This is a genomic window from Rhodococcus sp. FW305-130 (genome assembly GCF_058788335.1).
The window spans coordinates 88,427-109,043 of the sequence record NZ_JBYTAP010000003.1; the positions used below are offsets into that span (position 1 = coordinate 88,427).

18 protein-coding genes and 2 pseudogenes are annotated in these 20,617 nt (G+C 62.3%); 12 read left to right on the forward strand and 8 right to left on the reverse strand.

Going from position 1 to position 20,617, the window contains the following annotated elements; all coding sequences use genetic code 11:
* Positions 1-76 precede the first annotated feature (76 nt).
* Together AC3WQS_RS10405 and AC3WQS_RS10410 are read right to left on the reverse strand one after the other, a co-directional pair.
* A complete protein-coding gene (locus AC3WQS_RS10405; protein ID WP_003941095.1) occupies positions 77-199 on the reverse strand; it encodes a hypothetical protein in 123 nt (40 codons plus the stop codon).
* A gap of 10 nt (positions 200-209) precedes the next feature.
* Positions 210-659 (reverse strand): hypothetical protein, encoded by a 450-nt coding sequence (locus tag AC3WQS_RS10410; RefSeq protein ID WP_029254397.1) that lies wholly within the window; start codon positions 657-659, stop codon positions 210-212.
* Positions 660-1,178: 519 nt separating this feature from the next.
* Between AC3WQS_RS10410 and AC3WQS_RS10415 the strand changes: the two are divergent.
* A pseudogene (locus AC3WQS_RS10415) lies at positions 1,179-2,182 on the forward strand (NYN domain-containing protein).
* 248 nt (positions 2,183-2,430) lie between these two features.
* Here the strand turns inward: AC3WQS_RS10415 and AC3WQS_RS10420 are convergent.
* The 3 genes and pseudogenes from AC3WQS_RS10420 to AC3WQS_RS10430 form a co-directional block, all read right to left on the reverse strand.
* Entirely contained in the window at positions 2,431-2,637 is a 207-nt protein-coding gene (locus AC3WQS_RS10420; RefSeq protein WP_029254398.1) for a hypothetical protein, read from the reverse strand.
* Positions 2,638-2,914: 277 nt separating this feature from the next.
* Positions 2,915-3,196 (reverse strand): annotated as a pseudogene (locus tag AC3WQS_RS10425) (amino acid transporter); the annotation flags it as partial.
* Between the two features lie 130 nt (positions 3,197-3,326).
* Positions 3,327-4,145, reverse strand: a complete 819-nt coding sequence (locus tag AC3WQS_RS10430) for a polysaccharide deacetylase family protein (RefSeq protein ID WP_047889824.1) — start codon at positions 4,143-4,145, stop codon at positions 3,327-3,329.
* 122 nt (positions 4,146-4,267) lie between these two features.
* Here AC3WQS_RS10430 and AC3WQS_RS10435 point away from each other — a divergent pair, with 122 nt between their 5' ends.
* The 3 genes from AC3WQS_RS10435 (at position 4,268) to AC3WQS_RS10445 (ending at position 7,098) form a co-directional block, all read left to right on the forward strand.
* Complete coding sequence (locus AC3WQS_RS10435) at positions 4,268-5,797, forward strand: LCP family protein (RefSeq protein ID WP_223257993.1); 1,530 nt, start codon at positions 4,268-4,270, stop codon at positions 5,795-5,797.
* Between the two features lie 133 nt (positions 5,798-5,930).
* Positions 5,931-6,137, forward strand: a complete 207-nt coding sequence (locus tag AC3WQS_RS10440; protein ID WP_124568973.1) for a hypothetical protein — start codon at positions 5,931-5,933, stop codon at positions 6,135-6,137.
* A gap of 130 nt (positions 6,138-6,267) precedes the next feature.
* Positions 6,268-7,098 carry a crotonase/enoyl-CoA hydratase family protein gene (locus tag AC3WQS_RS10445; protein ID WP_153211372.1) on the forward strand — a complete coding sequence of 277 codons (831 nt, stop codon included), beginning with the start codon at positions 6,268-6,270 and terminating at the stop codon, positions 7,096-7,098.
* 108 nt (positions 7,099-7,206) lie between these two features.
* Here the strand turns inward: AC3WQS_RS10445 and AC3WQS_RS10450 are convergent, their stop codons facing one another.
* A complete protein-coding gene (locus AC3WQS_RS10450) occupies positions 7,207-7,698 on the reverse strand; it encodes an inorganic diphosphatase (RefSeq protein ID WP_020968339.1) in 492 nt (163 codons plus the stop codon).
* 103 nt (positions 7,699-7,801) lie between these two features.
* Between AC3WQS_RS10450 and dacB the strand changes: the two genes are divergently transcribed.
* The 5 genes from dacB (at position 7,802) to AC3WQS_RS10475 (ending at position 13,219) form a co-directional block, all read left to right on the forward strand.
* The gene (dacB, locus tag AC3WQS_RS10455) at positions 7,802-9,211 is read left to right on the forward strand and encodes a D-alanyl-D-alanine carboxypeptidase/D-alanyl-D-alanine endopeptidase (RefSeq protein WP_029254401.1); all 1,410 of its coding nucleotides are present in this window, start codon (positions 7,802-7,804) and stop codon (positions 9,209-9,211) included.
* A complete protein-coding gene (locus AC3WQS_RS10460; protein ID WP_019746776.1) occupies positions 9,211-10,284 on the forward strand; it encodes a zinc-dependent metalloprotease in 1,074 nt (357 codons plus the stop codon). The genes dacB and AC3WQS_RS10460 overlap by 1 nt, the downstream gene beginning before the upstream one ends.
* A complete protein-coding gene (gene tilS, locus AC3WQS_RS10465; protein WP_492712762.1) occupies positions 10,285-11,262 on the forward strand; it encodes a tRNA lysidine(34) synthetase TilS in 978 nt (325 codons plus the stop codon).
* A gap of 3 nt (positions 11,263-11,265) precedes the next feature.
* On the forward strand, positions 11,266-11,820 hold the full coding sequence (gene hpt, locus AC3WQS_RS10470) for a hypoxanthine phosphoribosyltransferase (RefSeq protein WP_019746778.1): 555 nt from the start codon (positions 11,266-11,268) through the stop codon (positions 11,818-11,820).
* Between the two features lie 784 nt (positions 11,821-12,604).
* Positions 12,605-13,219 (forward strand): DUF2510 domain-containing protein, encoded by a 615-nt coding sequence (locus AC3WQS_RS10475; RefSeq protein ID WP_029537491.1) that lies wholly within the window; start codon positions 12,605-12,607, stop codon positions 13,217-13,219.
* A 358-nt stretch (positions 13,220-13,577) separates the two neighbouring features.
* Here AC3WQS_RS10475 and AC3WQS_RS10480 read toward each other — a convergent pair whose 3' ends face one another.
* Both AC3WQS_RS10480 and AC3WQS_RS10485 read right to left on the reverse strand, forming a co-directional pair.
* The gene (locus AC3WQS_RS10480; protein WP_492712761.1) at positions 13,578-14,987 is read right to left on the reverse strand and encodes an acyl-CoA synthetase; all 1,410 of its coding nucleotides are present in this window, start codon (positions 14,985-14,987) and stop codon (positions 13,578-13,580) included.
* Positions 14,988-15,015: 28 nt separating this feature from the next.
* Entirely contained in the window at positions 15,016-16,356 is a 1,341-nt protein-coding gene (locus tag AC3WQS_RS10485) for an SLC13 family permease (RefSeq protein WP_003945503.1), read from the reverse strand.
* A 99-nt stretch (positions 16,357-16,455) separates the two neighbouring features.
* Between AC3WQS_RS10485 and AC3WQS_RS10490 the strand changes: the two genes are divergently transcribed.
* From AC3WQS_RS10490 to folE, 3 genes are all read left to right on the forward strand, one after another.
* On the forward strand, positions 16,456-17,103 hold the full coding sequence (locus AC3WQS_RS10490) for a FadR/GntR family transcriptional regulator (RefSeq protein WP_007727006.1): 648 nt from the start codon (positions 16,456-16,458) through the stop codon (positions 17,101-17,103).
* 267 nt (positions 17,104-17,370) lie between these two features.
* Positions 17,371-19,935 (forward strand): ATP-dependent zinc metalloprotease FtsH, encoded by a 2,565-nt coding sequence (ftsH, locus tag AC3WQS_RS10495; RefSeq protein ID WP_166501757.1) that lies wholly within the window; start codon positions 17,371-17,373, stop codon positions 19,933-19,935.
* Positions 19,936-19,994: 59 nt separating this feature from the next.
* On the forward strand, positions 19,995-20,612 hold the full coding sequence (folE, locus tag AC3WQS_RS10500) for a GTP cyclohydrolase I FolE (RefSeq protein WP_019746783.1): 618 nt from the start codon (positions 19,995-19,997) through the stop codon (positions 20,610-20,612).
* Positions 20,613-20,617: the final 5 nt, after the last annotated feature.

The window sequence follows — 20,617 nt, forward strand, 5'->3', positions numbered from 1 at the left end:
AAAAACATGAACAGAGTGGGAACCATCTGAACTACGGTTTGACCCAATGACGAGGTCGCCTCGGCTACCGAACCCATCACAGACCACCATCCGAGTTGCTATTCATGGACATCGCGTTCAAGCCATCAAGTGAACCGCCGAGAACTGGGGTCAAACCGGTTACGAGAGCCTTGAGTGCACGCAGGAACTCTACTGACATTTATTCCTCCTTATGATGTAGTGAAGTTGAATCCGACCGCAGAGTTGTACGTGGAGTCGAGATGGGCCAAGAAGATCCACGTATCGATCTGGTTAGTTCCGAACGTGGTGGAGTACCAGGGGTTGGAGCTGGTAATCGTCTTGCCGGCGGGTGCGGTAGCGAAGATTTGGACCTTGGCGCCGCCGATGACATCATTGGCGAGGGTGGATGTGCCCTGGACGCAGTAGCTTCCGTTCGCATTCGTCGTGGCCGAGATCGGCATGGCCACCCCACCTACAGTGCCGTTGATGACAACGCCTGCTACGCCATTTCCTGCGGGATCTGAAGCCATTCCGCAGACCTGGTTGTCGGCGGTGGGAACGCCCGGCACGGCCGGGCCGGCCGATGCGAGCCCAGCGAAAGCGATGGCGGATGCTCCTGCGAGGGCGAGGGCGCCAGACGAAATCCTCTTGATGTTCATGTTCCGAACCTTTCTGTTCTTAACAAGGTCACCTGTATCTCGCTGTGCGGTCTGACAAAAAAGTCGGTTTGCACCCCACGAAAATTGGGCACTGAGGAGTCAGGTCGGAACGCGAGTAGCCGACGATGATCTGCAGCCATGAAGCCCAGCCAGCCCCGATGTGAGATTCCGAATGGACGTCGAGTGGCCATTAAATGTTTGATCGTAATCAAACCGGGCGTCTCAAAGCATTTTCGCGAACCTTGCATCTTTGGGGTGACGCGAATCACCATAGCTGATTATTCGGCGGGATGGAACCCGTTCTAGAAATTTAAAAATCGTGGACGTAGTGATCTGTTTCTGGTGACGGTTCCTGCAAATTCCCTACCATTCAGTAGGTTGAGAACTGAAGCTCTGAACTTTAGTACTACTACTTTAGTGCTAATCGCGGAAACTCTTTCTTGATGTATTGAATTGGCCTCAGTTAGTGGCTGATTGTGATTGGACGGGGCGGTGATTGGCTGCGTGCCATAATGTCGCATGCGGTCGACCTGCGCTCTTACATCGATGCCGGGTATCTCCTCGCCTCTGCTGCGACTCGTGTCACCGGCACTTCACTGCGAGGCGGCATCCATGTCGACTACTCGAAACTGATCGGCTCACTGTTGGCAGCTGCGGAAGTAAGGCAGGACTGCGATGCTGCGGGTGCATTGGTGCGACTCGGCCCGCAACGGGATTCCGGATGCACAGCAGGAACGCATCGGCGAGCTCCCCAAAGTGAAGCTCCGACTCGGACGGTTCGGTGTCAACGCTGAGCAGAAGGGGGTCGACCTTCGAATGGGCCTCGACCTCGTGGCCCAAGCACGCAACAGGGCATCCGACGTGTTCTTTCTCGTCTCCGGCGATGATGATCTCGCCGAAGCAGTCGAGGAAGCCCAGGTGCATGGAGTCCAGGTCCTGCTGCTCGCTGTACCGACTGTCGAGGGTAAAGCGCATGGTGTTAGTCGGCACCTAATCCGGCTGTCGATGAACTCGACAACATCGACGGCGCGGCGGTCGATGCAGCAGTGGTCGAAGTCGATCGCCAACCCGTGCCGGCGCCGATAGCCCCGCTCCAGTCGTCCACGTCAACCCCCGCCGTCGCGGCGGCGGCGCGGCCAACTGCCCGAACCCCGCTGGACCTCGCGAAGGTCCCGCACGTCCCGTCGGATCCACGACCGAAAAGTGTTCTGGCCTATAGCGTCTCGACGTGGTCCTCCGATCACAGCCCACCCGGGTACTGGGGCGACAATGACGAGCAAGGTCAACTGATCGATGACGTTGTCTCACGCGTTCTCGCAGCGTTTCACGAGAGCGCTACCGGTGACGACCAACTCGAACTTCGGCGTGCGAGGCCATCGATTCCACCAGACATCGACCGTGCACTTCTGCTTGATGCTTGCGAGGTCATCCAGAAGTGCGACCTGGACGAGAGGATCCGATATCGATTGCGGGCGCGTTTCTGGATGAAGTATGACGAGCCCTCAGCCGTGATGGGAATATGATAGGCCAATCTCACGGTCCGTCGGTTGAATCGGGCGGCGATGAAGAGGCTGGGAATGTAGCACGTTTCGAATACTGCACATCCGCCAGTCGACCTCCCCGGACACCACTGACCACCGGACATAACGGCAATCGGCGCCGAAACAGATGCATCAATGTTGCATTTGATGCAACCTCCGCTCAGCTTGCTTGACGGCCTCGTCGCCTCCGCGCTCTCGACGAGCCTTACCCGGGTTGACGTGGAGCCGAACTAGGCTGCGGGCGTGTCGGTTGCGGAGACTGTCACGCGTACGAGTCCGCGTCCACCGGTGTGGATGACGAACCGGCCTGCTCCGCTGTTCACCAACTGGGGTTCGGTGGGAAACCATTCTGGCGCGAGCGGTTCGTAGTCATCCGGTGATCGCAGGACGATCGTGTTGTAGAAGGAGTCCACCTCGATCGCGAACGGCTCCGGCATCTGTTTGCTCCTCGTGCACCAAGTCGGTATCGGTCGAATGTATACCCGATGTAATTCCGCTCAGTTTCTTCCGTACCCGTCATCGGAAATGCTGCCGGTCCAAAAATGGCAATCCCGCTCGCCAGGTCCGCGCACGATGAACCGTTCGAATCGTTCCCGTTCCGGATCGCCGGAAGCGTTAGGACGTCGGCCATCAGGACACGCACCTAACCCTAGTGAGATTTGCCGACGATTCGGCCGCGATTTCCCCCAACCGGGGGGGCACCTCCGGTTCGCGCAGAAGCACGAGAACGAAGATCTTGCCGCGCCACTTGGGTAGCAGCTTCTCGAGCATCGCGATCGAACCCTCGCCATGCGGACTCTCGCGAGCCACTCGCCGGTAGACCGGGAGCGCACCGAACAGCGTCAGTAGAATCAACACGACTGTCGCGATGGGAGCCAACGTGCCGGCCGCCAACGCCGCGATACCGGGTTGGTAACCGAGAGTGGAGAAGTAATCGACACCCGTCAGGCACATCACCTTCCACCACGGGTGGCGCTTCTCCTTCTTCGGCGCCATCCGGTGTGGCCCCAGATGTCCGGCGGGTTCCTCGGTGATGTCCGCGAGCAGCCAGGCCTCGGTGCGTTGTTTCACAGACGGAGCCCTGTTGTCGGCCGGAACCTCGTTGTCGGCTGAGGTCACCACGGCGTCACGGCTTCAAATAGACATCGTTGAGCGTGACGGTCCGCAGGTTCCGGCTTCGGATGATGTCCACCAGTTGCGGATACACGTGGGTCACGGGCAGATAGTTGAGGTGTCCGATCACGATGGCCCCCGGATTGAAGTACTGGTTCGCCATCTGCAGGATGTACTCCTCGGTGATCAACGAAGAATCCGACAGCGACCCGTACCAGAGGGTGGGTACGGTGTAGCCGACGCTCGCGGCCACGGAATCGACTGTCGCGTTGTGCCTTCCATACGGCGGCCGAAAGTACGGCGCCGCGTCCACGCCGTAGGTGTTGCGCAGGAACGTGCCGTTCTTCGTCAGCTCGTCGACAATCTGCTGCTTGGACACGGACGTCAGATCCGGGTGCGAGTAGGTGTGATTGCCGAGCTGAATTTGTCCGCTCTCGACCAGCGGTCTCAGAAGTCCGGCGTTTTCGGTCCACGAGTTGTATTGCCCGTTGACGAAGTACGTCAAACGGATGCCGGTGTCTTTTGCGAACTGTGTGTAGAGGCGGACGACTTCGGAACTGGCGCCGTCGTCAACCGTCAGTGCGAGCAGATCTCCGCCACCGGGCAGGGCGGTCAACGATCCGCCGGCGGGCAGCGGCACCCGGGCGGACGGCGGTGGAGGCGGGAACAGGGCAGGCGGGAGATCTGGGACAGGGACGGGGTCTGCTGGCTCGTCGGCTGCGGCGACCGCCGTCCCGACCGAACGTGACGAACAAGCGGTTCCCATGGTCACTGCGGCGGTTCCGGTCAGAGTTGCTGCTGCGAGGGCACTGAGGAAGCGTCGGCGGTCCACAGGGCGGAGCCTAGAGCAAATTCGCCCAATTCGGACTTCATTCTCAGCGTTCTTTCAGCGAATGACCAGCCGTGTCCGGTATCGACAGGTTCTACTCAGGAACGGTGGATAGCGTGTCGGCCGTGGAACCGCGACCTCGACACTCGGCAACCAGGCACAGGCGTAGGCGTCAACCGCAGCGGTCGACGCTCTCGGTAGGGCGCAAGCTGGCGGCGGCGTCCCTGTCGACGACGATTCTGGTGGGCGTCGGAATCGGGTGGTACGTGCAGTCGGATCTGACGTCGGGGCTGTACCGGTCGGATGCGCTCTCCGCCCTCGGTGAGGACGCCGGAAGTTCTCTCGACGGGGATACCAACATCTTGTTGATCGGACTCGACAGTCGCAAGGCGATGGACGGCAGTGACCTGCCGGCAGAGTTCGTCACCGACAAGTTGCACGCAGGGGACAGCGATGTGGGTGGGTACAACACGAACACGCTTATCCTGCTCCATGTTCCGGGCGATGGCGGCAAGGCCAGTGCAGTGGCGATTCCACGCGACGATTACGTCTCTGTACCCGGCTATGGAATGGCCAAGATCAAGGAAGCCTACGGAATGGCGAAGGCTGATGCGGACGCCAAACTCGTAGCGGACGGTGTGACGGATCCTGCTGCACGAGAACAGCAAGCGCGTGAAGTCGGTCGGCGGTCGACACTGACCACTGTGCAGAATCTGCTCAAGGTTCCGATCGATCACTTTGCCGAAGTGAACCTGATGGGCTTCTATGACGTCGTCTCGGCTATCGGCCCTGTTCAGGTGTGCCTCAACAATCCGGTGCAGGATGACTTCTCGGGCGCCAACTTCCCGGCGGGGGTTCAGACTCTCGATGCGTCACAGGCACTTTCGTTTGTCCGTCAACGCCACGGCCTGGACAACGGGGACTTGGATCGCACCCACCGGCAGCAGGCTTTCATCAGCGCGGTGATCGCCAACTTGAAGGGCTCCGGCGTCATCGGAAACATTCCGAAGATGACGGCACTGGCCGACGTGGTGAAGAAGGACGTGGTGATCGATTCTGCCATGGATCCCGTCCGATTCGCTTCTCAGGCAAGCGCTCTCGCAGGTGGGAACATCGACTTCTACACCCTGCCCATCGAGGGATACGAGACCGTCGACGGCCAGGACGTCAACATGGTCGATCCGGCGCGTCTGCGTAGTGAAGTGTCGCGGATCTTCGCGGGAGGTGACTCGGCATCTGCACCTGCGATGGACACTGCTGTCTCGACCGGGAACGAAGTTGTGGATATCCGCAACGGAACCGCGACGGACGGGTTGGGCGCCGCGTTGGCAGCGGCGATGAAAGCGTCGGGAGTCGAAGTCGGAGAGGTGAGCACCGCAGCTGCGACGGCAAAGTCGGTGGTCAGCTATGGAGTCGGCGCCAAAGCCGTCGCAGAGGCGCTGGCCGAGCAGTTGGGCGTGGCCGCAGTGCCTAACGAGCAGGCAGCGGCCGAATCAGTGTCTGTACTGATCGGTGAGGACAATGCGCAGACCGTGTTCTCGGCCGCTCCGGCGCAGTCGGACTCGTCGGTATCCGCCGGCACCGTTCCCGATACGGGAGCGCAGGGATCACCCATCCGGGCCGACGCGAATGGCGGCATTCCCTGTGTGGACTGACTCTCAGGTAATTCGCACGAAACTCACGCTGACTTCTTCGGTCTGCGGGTCTACATTGGAGAAGTCGAACTCAGTCGGGTACTTCACCTTTGGGGTACCTGACTGAGATTGCGTAGTTGAAAGGATCACCGACATGGCTACAACAGCAGCGGTACAGAATCCGACACGCTCACGTGCCAGGACCATGTCCTTGTCCGAGTACGTGGCAGAGCATCCCGCGCAGCGCGTTTTCCCGCCGACCAGTGAGCGGGCGGCCAGGATGGCGATGCTCATCATGTTCGCCCTGATGGCCGTCACGCTCGTAGTGCTCGTCCTGGACGAGGCAGGAATCTTCGGATGAAGGCAGCGTCTTCGATAGGGCAGCGTCTTCGATAGGGCAGCGCCTTCGATAGGGCAGCGCCTTCGATAGGGCAGCGCCTTCGATAGGGCGGGGTCTTCGGCTGAGCTCGACCTTTAGTTACTCTTGAGTAATGACTGAACTGAAGAGCTGGAATGCGTTCACCGTCGAGTGCGAAGACAACATCGCCCAGGTGACGCTGATCGGGCCGAGCAAGGGCAATGCGATGGGGCCGGATTTCTGGAATGAACTCCCCGAAATCTTCGCCGACCTCGACGCCGATCCCGAGGTGCGTGCAATCGTCATCGCCGGTTCCGGCAAGCACTTCTCGTTCGGACTGGACCTGCCGGCGATGAGCGGTGAATTCGGTGCCGTCCTCGCAGACAAGGCTCAGGCAGGTCCGCGCACCAAATTCCACGACATGATCAAGCGCATGCAGTCGGGTATCAATGCCGTCGCAGACTGCCGCAAGCCCGTCGTCGCAGCTGTTCAGGGCTGGTGCATCGGCGGCGGCGTCGACCTCATCACGGCGGCGGACATCCGCTACGCAAGTGCCGATGCCAAGTTCAGCATCCGCGAGGTCAAGGTCGCGATCGTCGCAGACATGGGCAGCCTCGCGCGTCTGCCTGCGATCATCGGCGACGGACACCTGCGTGAGTTGGCTCTGACCGGCAAGGACATCGACGCAGCGCGCGCCGAGAAGATCGGCCTCGTCAACGACGTTTTCGAAGATGCCGACGCTGTACTGGCCGCGGCGCGCGCGACCGCCAAGGAGATTGCGCTCAATCCGCCGCTCGTGGTCCACGGGATCAAGGACGTGCTCGATCACACCCGCAGCGCGAGCGTGAACGACAGCCTTCGCTACGTCGCAGCCTGGAACGCGGCGTTCCTGCCTTCGCAGGATCTGACCGAGGCCATCACCGCCGTCTTCCAGAAGCGCCCGCCAGTCTTCCAGGGTGAGTAGAAACTGCAAGGGTGAGTAGAAACTGCAAGGGTGAGTAAAAACAGCACACAAAAATCCCCGCACATCTTCCGATGTGCGGGGATTTTCGTAAGGCCTGAGAACTCGAGCTCAGTGACCGCCGTCGGCAGCGAGACGCTTGATCGAAGCCTCGATCTCGGCCTCTGCCTCGGCGCGGCCGACCCAGTTGGCTGCCTCGACGTGCTTGTTCGGCTCGAGGTCCTTGTAGTGGACGAAGAAGTGCTTGATCGCATCGAGCTCGAACTGTGAGATGTCACCCAGATCCTGGATGTGATCCCAGCGGGGGTCACCGGCCGGAACGCAGAGGACCTTGTCGTCTCCGCCGGCCTCGTCGACCATCTTGAACATCGCGACTGCGCGAGCCTCGACGATGACGCCGGGGAAGACCGACTCGGGGAGCAGGACCATGGCGTCGAGCGGATCGCCGTCCTCACCCAGGGTGTTTTCGATGAAGCCGTAGTCGGCCGGGTAGCCGAAAGCTGTGTAGAGGTAGCGATCGAGTTTGACGCGACCGGTTACGTGGTCGACCTCGTACTTGTTGCGCTGACCCTTGGGGATCTCGATGGTGACGTCGAACTCCACGCCGATTCCTCGCTGTCGTGTCGGTAATGATTCGTCGGAAGGATATCGGGTCAAGGATAAGGTTGCCTGACCACCCAGTAGGCAGAGCACAGACGGAGGGGCGTTGGCGGGCCAAGGAAAGAAGAAGATCGGCTCGTTGGAAGAGAGTCGACGGCGTAACTTCCGCATCCTTCTGGCGGTCGGTGCAGTGGTTGTACTGGCCGTCGCCGGAGTTGTCGTCGTGAAACTTGGTACGTCGAACGACACAGCCGGCAGCGCGACTGTGACTACGTCGCCGCAGCCTGCGCTCGTGACGCCGTCACCTCAGGTGGTGCCCGTCCCGACGGACGCACCGATCCCGAGCGCGTCGGGAATCGCAGCGGCGATCGGCCCGGCCGTGGCCAACCCGGATCTGGGGAAGTTCACCGGAGTAGTCGCTGATGCGCTCACCGGAAACATTCTGTGGAGCGCAGACCCGTCGACGCCGATGACGCCTGCGTCCACGACGAAGGTGCTGACCGCATCGGCGGCACTGCTGAAGCTGCCGCTCGACCACCGGCTGGCCACGACGGTGGTCCCCGGAGCGAGCCCCGGGCAGGTCGTTCTGGTCGGCGGCGGTGACCCGACGCTGACGGCGACGCCGAAGGGGCAGAGCGGGTACTACGCCAACGCAGCGCACATCGCGGATCTCGTCGACCAGATCAAGGCTGCCGGTACGCCGGTGACCAGCGTCGTGGTGGACTCGAGTTTGTTCAAGGGCGACAACATGGCCACCGGGTGGTTCCCCGCTGACATCGCGGCCGGTTACATCACCCCGATCGAATCGGTGATGATCGAAGGCGGTCGGTACGACGGCACTCAAGACGAGTCGCCGCGTTCGGAAACGCCCGCGTTGGACGCGGGTAAGGTGCTCGCTCAGGCCCTCGGTGTCGATCCCGCCAACGTGAGTCTCGGCGCGGCGCCTGCCGGTGCCAAGCCGATCGCCACCGTGCAGTCGGCGCCGCTGAGCGACCGGCTGCTGCAGATGATGGAACATTCCGACAACGTGCTCGCCGAGACCATCGGGCGTGAGGTCGCGATTGCCTCCGGAATCGAAGCCTCGTTCACCGGAGCCGTCGACGCGACCGGCAAGACCCTGCAGGCCGCCGGGTTCGACTACACCGGAGTTTCGCTGCACGATTCCAGCGGACTTTCCGTCGACGATCTCATTCCCGCTCAGGTACTCGATCGCGTCATGACGGCGGCGGCCGGTGACGGTGATCCGAAACTGCGTCCGCTGCTGGACTACCTTCCGGTGGCCGGCGGAACAGGAAGTTTGTCCGACCGCTACGCGTCCGGAAACCGAACCGGTGCGGGTTGGGTACGGGCCAAGACGGGAACTCTCTCGACGGCCAGCGCGTTGTCAGGGTTCGTGGTCGATCAGAACGGGCGAGTGCTCACCTTCGCACTGATGTCCAATGACCGGCCGCCAGAAGTGAGCCGTCCTGCCCTGGACGCGATTGCCGGAGCATTGAGGAATTGCGGGTGCCAATAGTGGCCGAAAAGACTCCACAAGATGATGAAGCCTCGGCTCCGCTCGGTGGTGCCGTCGACTGGAGTCTTGCCGCCAAAGCCGGGATAAAACTGGCGCGCGGCGGCCCCGCGATGTCTCGCTACACGGCCGAGACGGCAACCGCAGAACTCGCCGAGGCATCCAAGCGTGCAGAACTGCCGGTTCGTGAAGTGACCGGTTTGGCCGACGGTCTACCGGTCCCGGCCGCTGACGTGCTCGACCGGGCCGGGTGGATCACGGCGGCCTCGCGGTCGATGGCGCATCTCACCGGCGCCGACCCTGACGGCAGTGGCAATCTCATCGTCGGAAAGCCGGCGGGCTTGCAGGCCGGCGCCATGCTGGCGTACCTGTCTTCGGCGATCCTCGGGCAGTACGACCCGTTCACCGGCGAGCACGGCACCCTGCTTCTGGTCACACCGAACATCGTCTCCGTCGAACGGTCCCTTCGGCTGAACCCGAGTGACTTCCGGTTGTGGGTCTGCCTGCACGAGGTCACTCACCGGGTTCAGTTCTCGTCCTCACCGTGGCTAGCGGAGTACATGAAGGAATCCGTCGAAACGCTTGGTGCGACGGTGGACGAGTCGATGACCGACGTTGTCGGGCGCCTTGCTGCAGAGCTGCGCTCGCGGAAGGAACCCGACTCCAGTGACGGTGCGACGGCGGGCGGGATCATCGGCCTGCTGCGTGCTTCGCAGGCGGAACCCCAGCGTGACGCGCTGGATCGGATGCTCGTACTCGGCACTCTCCTCGAAGGGCATGCAGACCACGTGATGGACGCCGTCGGCCCCGCCGTGGTGCCGTCGGTGGCAACTATCCGCGCGGCCTTCGACAAGCGTCGGCAGCGCAAGTCCAACCCCGTGCAGCGGATCATCAAGATGCTTCTCGGCATGGACGCCAAGATGGCGCAGTACGTACGCGGCAAGGCCTTCGTCGACGCGGTAGTTCTCAAGGTCGGCATGGAGCAGTTCAACACCATCTGGACCGGGCCCGAGACCTTGCCGTTGCTCGACGAGATCGACAATCCCGACGCGTGGGTAAAGCGCGTTCTCGGCTAGATGCTGCTGCCTGAGACGCCTGCCCTACTGGCGCTGCGACAGGCTGTGCGGGCGTGGACGCTCGCATTCGAGCCACGACGCCGTGTGGTCGTCGGCCTGTCCGGGGGCGCCGATTCGTTGGCGCTGACCGCAGCAGCCGTGGCGGAAACCGATTCTGTCGACGCGTTGATCGTGGACCATCGGTTACAAGATGGTTCTGATGCCGTCGCGCGCTCGGCCGCAGACCAGGCGCTGGCGCTGGGTTGCCGGACCGCGACGGTGCTGACCGTCGACGTAGCGGAAGGTGGGAGCCTCGAAGCCGCTGCGCGTGAGGCTCGGTACAGCGCTCTGCGCGACGCCAGGACTGACCTCCCGGTTCTGCTCGGACACACGCTCGACGATCAAGCAGAGACCGTCCTTCTCGGACTGTCCCGCGGGTCCGGTGGGCGATCGATTCAGGGTATGGCTGCATTCGATGCTCCCTGGGGACGGCCGCTTCTCGGCATCCGTCGGTCGGTGACCAGGGCGGCCTGCGTCGACCTGGGCATCACGCCGTGGGAGGACCCGCACAACAACAATCCCGAGTTCACTCGCGTGCGTCTGCGGCACGAGGCGTTGCCGCTGCTCGAAGAAATTCTCGGCGGGGGAGTTGCCGAGGCGTTGGCCCGAACCGCGACGCAGTTGCGTGAGGACGGCGAGGCGCTCGACGAGTACGCCGAGGCCCTACTTCTACGGGCTGTCGTCGACGGGGAAGTGGAAGTGGACACACTTGCCGAAGCGCCCACCGCAATCCGCCGACGCGCTCTGCGAGCCTGGCTGCTGCAGGGCGGCGCAAAAGCATTGACGGACAAACAGTTACGGGCGGTCGACGCCCTGGTGATCGACTGGCGGGGGCAAGGCGGCGTCGCGATCGGGGGCGGAACACCGGAGGCGAGGTTGGTGGCGGCCCGGCGACGTGGCAGGCTGATCCTCGGATTCGAAGACCGACGAAGGGTTTGACGCGTGTACGAGGGCGACATCGCATCGGTACTGATCTCCGAAGAACAGATCCGTGCACGAACGGCGGAACTGGCTGAGGAAATCGCCAAGCGTTACCCGGCAGGCGCCCCCGAAGGGGATCTCCTGCTGATCGGCGTCCTCAAGGGAGCGGTCTTCTTCATGACCGACTTCGCCCGCGCCCTGCCGATCCCGTCGCAGATGGAATTCATGGCCGTGAGCTCCTACGGATCCTCGACCTCGTCTTCGGGCGTCGTCCGCATCCTCAAGGACCTCGACAAGGACATCGCCGGTCGCCACGTGCTGATCGTCGAGGACATCATCGACTCGGGCCTGACGTTGTCGTGGTTGATGCGCAACCTCAAGACGCGTAATCCCGCTTCGCTCGAGGTCGTCACCCTGCTCCGCAAGCCGGACGCCGTCAAGATCGACGTCGACGTCCGCGACGTGGGCTTCGACATCCCCAACGAGTTCGTCGTCGGTTACGGCCTCGACTACGCCGAGCGGTACCGCGATCTGCCGTACATCGGCACCCTGGACCCTGAGGTCTACGGCGGCTGAGCCTGCTCGCGCCTGGAGTGCGGCTCAGGCGCGGACCCTGGGCAAGACATCGTCGTGCTCCAAATGGTTTCGTGTCGGGGCGCTGAGCGGTTCGTTCCAGTTTTGTGTTGGGATCGGGATGGATTTGATTTCCGAGTTGTGAACTGACGTGGATAACGCAGCTGCATCCCTGCGTGGCATACCAAATTGCTGTGAAGTGGTTCAATTCGCAGATCAGCGAATGGTGTCCCGGCGATTTCCGTTGAGGCATCTCGAAGTTCCTGCTGACGTGTCCACGGCTACGGCTACGGCCACAGACTCGAAGCATGGCGATGTCACGTGTCTCCGACAAGTAGCCGCGATGCTTGAACGTACCCATAAAACACGCAAATTCCGCGTCGACGGATTGATCTCTCGATCAATCGCCGATGGTAGGCGTAGCGATGCGCTTTCGACGGCTCCTCATATTTTGGCCGTGCTGGCAAGTTCATCGACGGCGTACGGCTGAAGTCGGGGTACTCGCCGACTAGGTGCTGCGGTTAGGTGAGTTTCGTTCTGGAAAAGGCGAGGTAGTAGGTCCAAGGCTCGTCCTTTGTTCCGATAGGGTGGCGCTCGATCTCCAAAACTGGACGGTTTGTCGGTATCACTCTCTATTCTGATTGAACTAACGAAATCCGTTTCAGCGGACCGGTCCCGAACGCGTTGCATTCAAGATTTATGGATGGGACAGATTCGCTAATTTTGGCAATTTCCAACCACACCCACCAGTGTGATCGGTTCTATCCAGGAATGAAGGAGCACGACGATGTCCGAGCCATCTGACCAGATACCCGCGGGCTGGTACCCAGATCCAGCGGGCGGTCAACGTTACTGGGATGGGACAAAGTGGCTACCCCTGCCTGCGCCGGATTCGAAGGACTCGCCCACATCGCGAAAGCGGCCACCGAAGAAGGTTTTGATAGCGGCGCTGGCGATTGTTCTTCTCGCGGCGGTCGGCGGGACAGTCTGGAAACTGTCCCATGATTCCAACGTGAAGGCTGAGCGGGATGCAGCGGCAGCGGCGGTTCAGTTGGCGGCCGATGAAGAAGCTGCCCGCGTTGCCGCCGAAAAATCCGCTCAGGAGAGTAAGGATGCTAGCGAACGCGCCCGACGTATCTTGGCGGTGACCAATATTGAAAGCAGCGTCAAGACAATGGCTGAGGATCACGTTACGAAAGGGTTTATGGACGGTCCGATTATTTCGGTGTCCTGTTCCCCTGTCGGGGGTGGTTCGACTGATGACCTATCTGAAAAAACCACGGTCTTTGAGTGCTTCGCAGCCAACGAGAATAAGGGCGACGGCATGATGAGTGGATACAAGTACCACGCGACGATGAACTGGAGTTCTGGAGAGTTCACCTACGGACTTGGGAAGCCCTGATTCGTAAGGCATCGAATCCCTTGGACGCTTACCGTCGAAGAGATGCTGCAATCGAGTTCACGGGCGGTAGGTAGTTATCTAGCTCAGCTTCGTTTGGTTTCAAGGTTGATGGCTGACTTTGACCTACGCAGGGAGCTGGCAAGGTAACCATCCTCGTAGAGGGTGCGATCGGGTCCTCGGCGATTCGTGAAAACGAAAAGACTTCCGCGAGTGACGGGGCAGCCTGGCGGCAAACTGTGCGAGTGCGAGTGAGAACCTTGAGGCGCATCGGTGCTGTACCGCCGTCTCGATGCTGGTATCGGGTGCGGTCGTGCAGAACTCACGACCGCACCGCGTCGATTGCGCAAGCGAGTTGCCTTCAGAGCGTCAGCAGCTTCTTCTGGACTTTGCCCATAGCGTTGCGGGGCAAGCTGTCCACCAGACAAACCTGACGAGGGCGCTTGTGGATCGACAGTGATTCGGCGACGAAGTCCGAAACCACCGCGCAGTCGGCTACGTCTCCGACGATGAAGGCGACTATGCGTTGGCCGAGGTCGTCGTCCGGCACACCGACGACGGCGGCCTCGCGAACACCGGGGTATGCCAGAAGTGCCTGTTCCACCTCGCCTGCACCGATGCGGTATCCACCGGACTTGATCATGTCGACCGACTCGCGGCCGACGATGCGGTGGAATCCGCTGTCGTCGATCACCGCGATGTCGCCGGTGCGGAACCAGCCGTCCTCGGTCATGGATTCCGCTGTCTTCGAGGGGTTCCCGAGGTACTCGTCGAAGAGCACGGCTCCCGCAACTTCTAGTTGCCCAAGCTGCTCTCCGTCGTGCGCCGACAATTCGCCGTTCTCGCCGCGCAACCTCGTCCTGACTCCGGGAACAGCGTGCCCGACCCAACCCGGGCGACGTTCGCCGTCGTGTGTCGTGCTGACGGTGATGAGGGTTTCACTCATTCCGTAGCGCTCGACGGGAGCCAATCCGGTCAGCGATTTCATCCGCTCGAACAATGGAACCGGAAGTGGTGCACTTCCGGACACGAGCAAGCGTGCGGATCGCAATGCTGCTGCCGCCGAGGGATCACCGCACACGCGTGACCAGACGGTCGGAACACCGAAGTACAACGAGCCACCCGCTGCGGCATACGAATCCGGAGTTGGTCTGACGGTATGAATCAGCGGCGAACCGACGCGCAAGGCGCCCAACACGCCGAGAATCAACCCGTGGACGTGGAAGAGGGGCAGTCCGTGGACGAGTGTGTCCTCCGGAGTCCAATTCCACACGTGGGCAAGTGCGTCGAGATCTGCTGCGATCGCTGCTCGCGAGAGGACGACGCCTTTCGGCGCTCCTGTGGTTCCTGAGGTGTACATGATCAGTGCGGTAGCTGCCGCGCCCGGTTCGGGATAGGACGTCGCAGATCGCGCGTGAATATCGATGGGAATCAACGGGATACTCGAATCCGACGGTCCGTCTCCGAGTATCAGTTCGGCCTGGGAATCGGCGATGATGTGCTGACGTTCGAGCGGGCCGGAGTCCGGTGGGATCGGGACCACGGCAACACCGGCGATCAGCGCGCCGGCGACGGCGACCACTGTCTCGAGGCCGGCGGCGGCTTGTACTGCCACTCGCTGTGCACCGTGGATTCGATCGGCGACCGCGGTGGCGGCGGCCAACAGGTCGGCGCGAGAGAGGGTTGCGCCTTCGCCGAAACTGACCGCCGCTCCGTGATCGTCGAATGTGTGGGGGTCGAGGGAGCGTAAAAGTGTGGATTCGCTGTTCATCGCGAGTTCCCTTTCTTTGAGCGAAGATTCAGACGGACCAGGGAACAACGAACAGCAGCCAGGCGAGGATCGGCGTCACGACCATGATGGTCATGCCCCACCGCATCGTCAGCCCGAACACCACGTCGCGTTCTTCCGGAGCGGCGTTCGCCACCACCAGCGCGCCGTTGGTCGAGAACGGACTGCAATCGACCAGAGACGACGAGATTGCCAGTGCGATAACCAGGCCGGTTGCATTGACCTGGCCGGTCATGAGGAAGGGAATTGCCAAAGGGATTAGTGCGCCGAGGATTCCCGTGGTGGATGCAAACGCCGACACGATCGCGCCGATCAAGCAGATCAAGAAGGCTGCGAGAAGTGGAATGCCCACGTGTGCAACCGAATCCCCGAGCCACTGGACGGTGTTTTGGTTCTGCAGAAGTGCGACGTATGTGACGATTCCGCCGATGAGGAGCACGGTGCCCCAGCTGATCTTGTCGACGGCCCCGCGGGCGGAGGCCGGGAAGATCAGGGTGAGAAGTACCGCGACGGTCAGTGCGGTGAATCCGACGTCGAGGTCGAAGACCAAGGCGCCGAGTGCAAGCGACGCCAGTCCGAGCAGGGTGAGTCGCCGCTCGAGATTGAGTGCTCCCTCGTGCGGAGCGGTCCCACCCGAGGACTTGCCGCCACCCTTCGAGCTGTCGCCGGAACCCGAACCGGTGATGGTGTCGCCACCGCCAGACGCGTTGCCGACTGCGCTGACAAGCACGCGCTCCGAGGCGCCGCGTGCAATCAATGCGCGACCGCCGAACGAGACGTACGCGATTGCGGCAACAACGGCTGCGGCCGCGAAGGTCGAGACGAACAGCAAGGCCGGGCTGGACGGGAGGCCGTTCTGCCGCATGACGTCGTTGGTGATCACACCGAAGATTCCGATAGGGGAGAAGCTGCCCGCCGTTGCGCCCTGGACGACCATGAAGCCCATCAGCATGGGGTGGATCCGGTAGCGGGTGGCGAAGCCCATTGCCACGGGCGCGATGATGGCGACGGCAGCGGGACTGACCGCGCCCATGGCGGTGACGGCCGCGCACACCGCGAACATCGCCCACGGCACGAGGGCTACTCGTCCTCTGACCGCACGGACCGCCGCGTGAATGATCCAGTCGACCGTGCCGTTGTTTCTGGCCAGCGCGAACAGGTAGGTGACGCCGACCAGGATGACGAAGAGGCTGGCCGGGAAGCCGTCGAGGATCTCGCTGGTATCGACAGTGAAGACCAGTGTTCCGACGACGAAGGCAGCCACCAGGGCAAGCGCACCCATGTTCACCGACCTCACGGTGGATATGACGAACACCAGGACAAGTACTGACAGGGCTATGACATTTGCCATCGAACTCTCAATCCGTTCGCGACCAGCTTGTGGTCTGCATCACTTGGAATTGGCCTAGCCTCTCTGCCACTGCTCCATTTGTCAAGTACACTCCGAGGCATGAATTCGACGTCATCGCCCGGCTCGCGCTCGGGCCTGCCCGGACGATTGAAGCGTCCGCGTCTGTATGAGCAGTTGGCCGAGCACATTTCGAATTTCATCGAGGCTCAAGGCCTTTCGCCCGGCGATCGGCTTCCTCCCGAACGCAGCCTGGCTGCCGAACTCGGCGTGAGTCGCGCGTCGCTGGCTCAAGCGCTCGTGGCCCTCGAGATTCGGGGCAGAGTCGAAATTCAGCACGGTAACGGAGCGGTGATTCGCGAAGCTCCCACGCCCGACGCGGGTAGGTCTGCGGATTCGGGAGTGCGGTTGCAAGACCGAACTGTCGACGAACTGACTGCTGCCAGGGAAGCGATCATGGCCGGCCTGGCTCGGGCGGCGGCGTCGAATCCCAACGCTGCGCTTCGGGTCGCGATGTTGACCGACGACGGGACCGCGAGAAACTTCGCCGAGACATGGCGCTGCGTCAGGCACCTGGCCGGCGGCGGCTTATTGGCTGATCTCGACGACACCATCGCCAAGCAGGCAGACGTGCCCGAGTCCTCGGCGCGACTGTCTGCGCGACTCGATCAGCTCGCGCACCGGATCATCGACGGTGACCAATCGGGCGCCGCTGACGCTGTTGCGGGAATCCTCTCCGAAACGGCCTGACGAATAACGACGGACGAGCGTCGGAAAAGCGCACGATAACCACTATGAGCATGTTCGCTCACAGGAAACTGTGCTGCGACGTAGCCCGGGAACCTGATCGGCAATGCGCACGTTGAACACAGTGACGACCGTTCCAACCAAGCGGCACGGCCGCTGGCGGGCATCGATGGGGCCGATCGCGGTAACCTGCAGGTGTCCGGTTGGCAGCCGGAAGGCGACCTGGCAGACCCGCACTCTCGAAAGGACCGGCCACATCGGCCGACCTGTATGAACCGTAAGACTGTGTTCCGTAACGTGCTACTCGTAGCCGTCGTGCTGTTGGTGATCTATGCCTTCAGCTACTTCAGCAACGACACCCGCGACTTCAAGACCGTCGACACCTCGGTCGCGATCTCCCAACTCGACGCCAAGAATGTTGAGTCGGCGCAGATCGACGACCGTGAGCAGCAGGTTCGTCTGTGGCTCAAGAACGGCAACGACGCCACCGACGGTAAGACGCAGATCCTGGCGAAGTACCCCGCGAGTGCGTCGGAGCAGATCTTCGACAAGGTCGAAGGCGCCGGAGCGGACAAGTTCAACACGACGGTCACTCAGGAGAGTTGGCTGACGTCGATCCTTCTGTTCGTGCTGCCGATGATCATTCTGTTCGGCATCTTCTTCTTCGTCATGAACCGGATGCAGGGCGGCGGTGGTCGCGGCGGAGTCATGGGATTCGGTAAGTCGAAGGCCAAGCAGCTCACCAAGGACATGCCGAAAACCACGTTCGCCGACGTCGCCGGTGCGGACGAGGCTGTCGAAGAGCTGTACGAGATCAAGGACTTCCTGCAGAACCCGGCTCGCTACCAGGCGCTCGGCGCCAAGATTCCGCGCGGTGTGCTGCTGTACGGCCCTCCCGGAACCGGTAAGACGCTGCTCGCTCGCGCTGTCGCAGGCGAAGCCGGCGTCCCGTTCTTCACCATCTCCGGTTCGGACTTCGTCGAGATGTTCGTCGGTGTCGGTGCTTCGCGCGTTCGCGACATGTTCGAGCAGGCCAAGCAGAACAGCCCCTGCATCATCTTCGTCGACGAGATCGACGCAGTCGGTCGTCAGCGCGGCGCAGGACTGGGCGGCGGACACGACGAGCGCGAGCAGACGCTCAACCAGCTGCTCGTCGAGATGGACGGCTTCGGTGATCGCACCGGCATCATCTTGATCGCCGCAACCAACCGCCCCGACATCCTCGACCCAGCACTGCTGCGTCCGGGACGCTTCGATCGCCAGATTCCGGTCGGCGCCCCCGACCTCGCCGGTCGCCGTGCGATCCTGCGAGTGCACTCGCAGGGCAAGCCGATCGATCCCAACGCCGATCTCGAAGGCCTCGCCAAGCGGACCGTCGGAATGTCGGGCGCCGATCTTGCCAACGTCATCAACGAGGCTGCGCTGCTCACCGCACGCGAAAACGGGACCGTCATCACCGAAGCCTCGCTCGAGGAATCGGTGGACCGTGTTGTCGGTGGACCGCGGCGTAAGAGTCGCATCATCAGCGAGCACGAGAAGAAGATCACGGCGTACCACGAGGGCGGTCACACGCTGGCTGCTTGGGCAATGCCTGACATCGAGCCGGTCTACAAGGTCACGATCCTCGCTCGCGGTCGCACCGGCGGTCACGCGATGACCGTGCCCGAAGACGACAAGGGTTTGATGACGCGTTCCGAGATGATCGCCCGTCTCGTCATGGCAATGGGTGGACGCGCCGCCGAGGAGCTGGTGTTCCACGAGCCCACCACCGGAGCGTCGTCCGATATCGACATGGCGACCAAGATCGCACGCGCGATGGTCACCGAATACGGCATGAGTGCCAAGCTCGGCGCGGTTCGCTACGGACAGGAGGGCGGGGATCCGTTCCTCGGCCGTTCGATGGGCGTTCAGTCCGACTACTCGCACGAGATCGCCCGCGAAATCGACGAGGAGGTGCGCAACCTCATCGAGGCGGCGCACACCGAAGCGTGGGCCATCCTCAACGAGTACCGCGATGCGCTCGACCTCATCGCTACCGAACTGCTCGAGCGTGAGACGTTGACTCGCAAGGACCTCGAGAAGATCCTTGCCGGCGTCGAAAAGCGTCCGCGCATCACGGCTTTCAACGATTTCGGTGGGCGCACGCCTTCGGATCGTCCGCCGGTGAAGACTCCGCGCGAACTCGCGATCGAGCGCGGCGAAACGTGGCCGGAGCCCGCTGCTGCACCTGTTCTCGTCAAGGCAGGCGCACCCAACAGCGGTGCACCCAACGGCGGTATCCCCAACAATGGTGGTCTTCCCAACAACGGCAACCAGGGACCCTCGAACGGCTACGCACAGCCCTCGTACCCGCAGCCGAGTGCTCCGCAGCAGACTCCGCAACCGGGAACACCCGACTACGGAGCGCCCGCCGGATGGTCGGCACCGGGTTGGCCTCCGCGTGAGAACCCGTCGCCGACGTACCCCGGACAGCAGTCGGGTGGGTACACCGGTGGACAGAATCCGACCCCGCCGAACCAGTCGCAGGGCCAGTACGGTCAGCCCCAACACGGTCAGCCCCAGCCCGATCAGGGGCAGTACGGTCAGCCGCACCCGGGACAGCAGGCGTACCCCGAGCAGCCGCACCCCGGCCGCCGTTACCCCGCGCAGCCCGATTACCCGGTGCAGTACCCGGACGGTGGACCCTTCGCCGATCCGAACCGGGGAAACCCGACCGGCGAAAACCAGTGGCAGAGCCCCGCACCGGAACAGCCGCAGACTCCGCCGCCGCATCATTCGGCTGAGGACGACGGCCCGAGCACCGCTCGCTGGGACGGACCGGACGGATCCCGCTGACCTTGCGCCACTAGGCTCTGCGGCGGGGGACCTGTGAACAATTCTCGAGGAGAGTTCGGTTGTCGGTGAATGATGTGGCCAGTGAACTGGTGTCGCTCGGAACGGGCCGCCCGTTCGATCAGGCGCGGGCAGAGGCTGCCGTACGGGAATTGTTGATCGCGGTCGGTGAAGATCCGGAGCGCCCAGGCCTGCTCGATACGCCGGCCAGGGTTGCGCGCTCGTACAAGGAGATCTTCGCGGGTCTGTACTCCGAGCCCGACGACGCGTTGAACACAACTTTCGACGAGGGTCACCAGGAATTGGTGCTCGTGCGAGACATTCCGATGTTCTCGACGTGCGAGCACCACCTGGTGTCTTTCCATGGTGTTGCTCACGTTGGCTACATCCCGGGTAAGTCGGGCAAGGTCACCGGTTTGTCGAAGCTCGCGCGCGTCGTCGATCTGTACGCCAAGCGTCCGCAGGTTCAAGAACGCCTGACCAGTCAGATCGCGGATGCTTTGATGCGCAAGCTCGATCCGCGTGGAGCCATCGTCGTCATCGAAGCCGAGCACCTCTGCATGGCGATGCGCGGTATCCGCAAGCCTGGAGCCAGCACGACCACGTCTGCGGTTCGTGGGCTCCTGCAATCCAGCGCGGCCTCACGGTCCGAAGCGCTGGACCTCATCCTTCGTAAGTGAGCGAG

Coding starts and splice junctions, on each gene's coding strand:
- AC3WQS_RS10485 (WP_003945503.1), bottom strand. CDS start 16,356: ATGGCAAATGTCATAGCCCTGTCAGTACTTGTCCTGGTGTTCGTCATA.
- AC3WQS_RS10490 (WP_007727006.1), top strand. CDS start 16,456: ATGAATTCGACGTCATCGCCCGGCTCGCGCTCGGGCCTGCCCGGACGA.
- AC3WQS_RS10410 (WP_029254397.1), bottom strand. CDS start 659: ATGAACATCAAGAGGATTTCGTCTGGCGCCCTCGCCCTCGCAGGAGCA.
- AC3WQS_RS10475 (WP_029537491.1), top strand. CDS start 12,605: ATGTCCGAGCCATCTGACCAGATACCCGCGGGCTGGTACCCAGATCCA.
- tilS (WP_492712762.1), top strand. CDS start 10,285: ATGCTGCTGCCTGAGACGCCTGCCCTACTGGCGCTGCGACAGGCTGTG.
- AC3WQS_RS10420 (WP_029254398.1), bottom strand. CDS start 2,637: ATGCCGGAGCCGTTCGCGATCGAGGTGGACTCCTTCTACAACACGATC.
- ftsH (WP_166501757.1), top strand. CDS start 17,371: ATGAACCGTAAGACTGTGTTCCGTAACGTGCTACTCGTAGCCGTCGTG.
- AC3WQS_RS10440 (WP_124568973.1), top strand. CDS start 5,931: ATGGCTACAACAGCAGCGGTACAGAATCCGACACGCTCACGTGCCAGG.
- AC3WQS_RS10405 (WP_003941095.1), bottom strand. CDS start 199: ATGTCAGTAGAGTTCCTGCGTGCACTCAAGGCTCTCGTAACCGGTTTG.
- AC3WQS_RS10445 (WP_153211372.1), top strand. CDS start 6,268: ATGACTGAACTGAAGAGCTGGAATGCGTTCACCGTCGAGTGCGAAGAC.
- AC3WQS_RS10480 (WP_492712761.1), bottom strand. CDS start 14,987: ATGAACAGCGAATCCACACTTTTACGCTCCCTCGACCCCCACACATTC.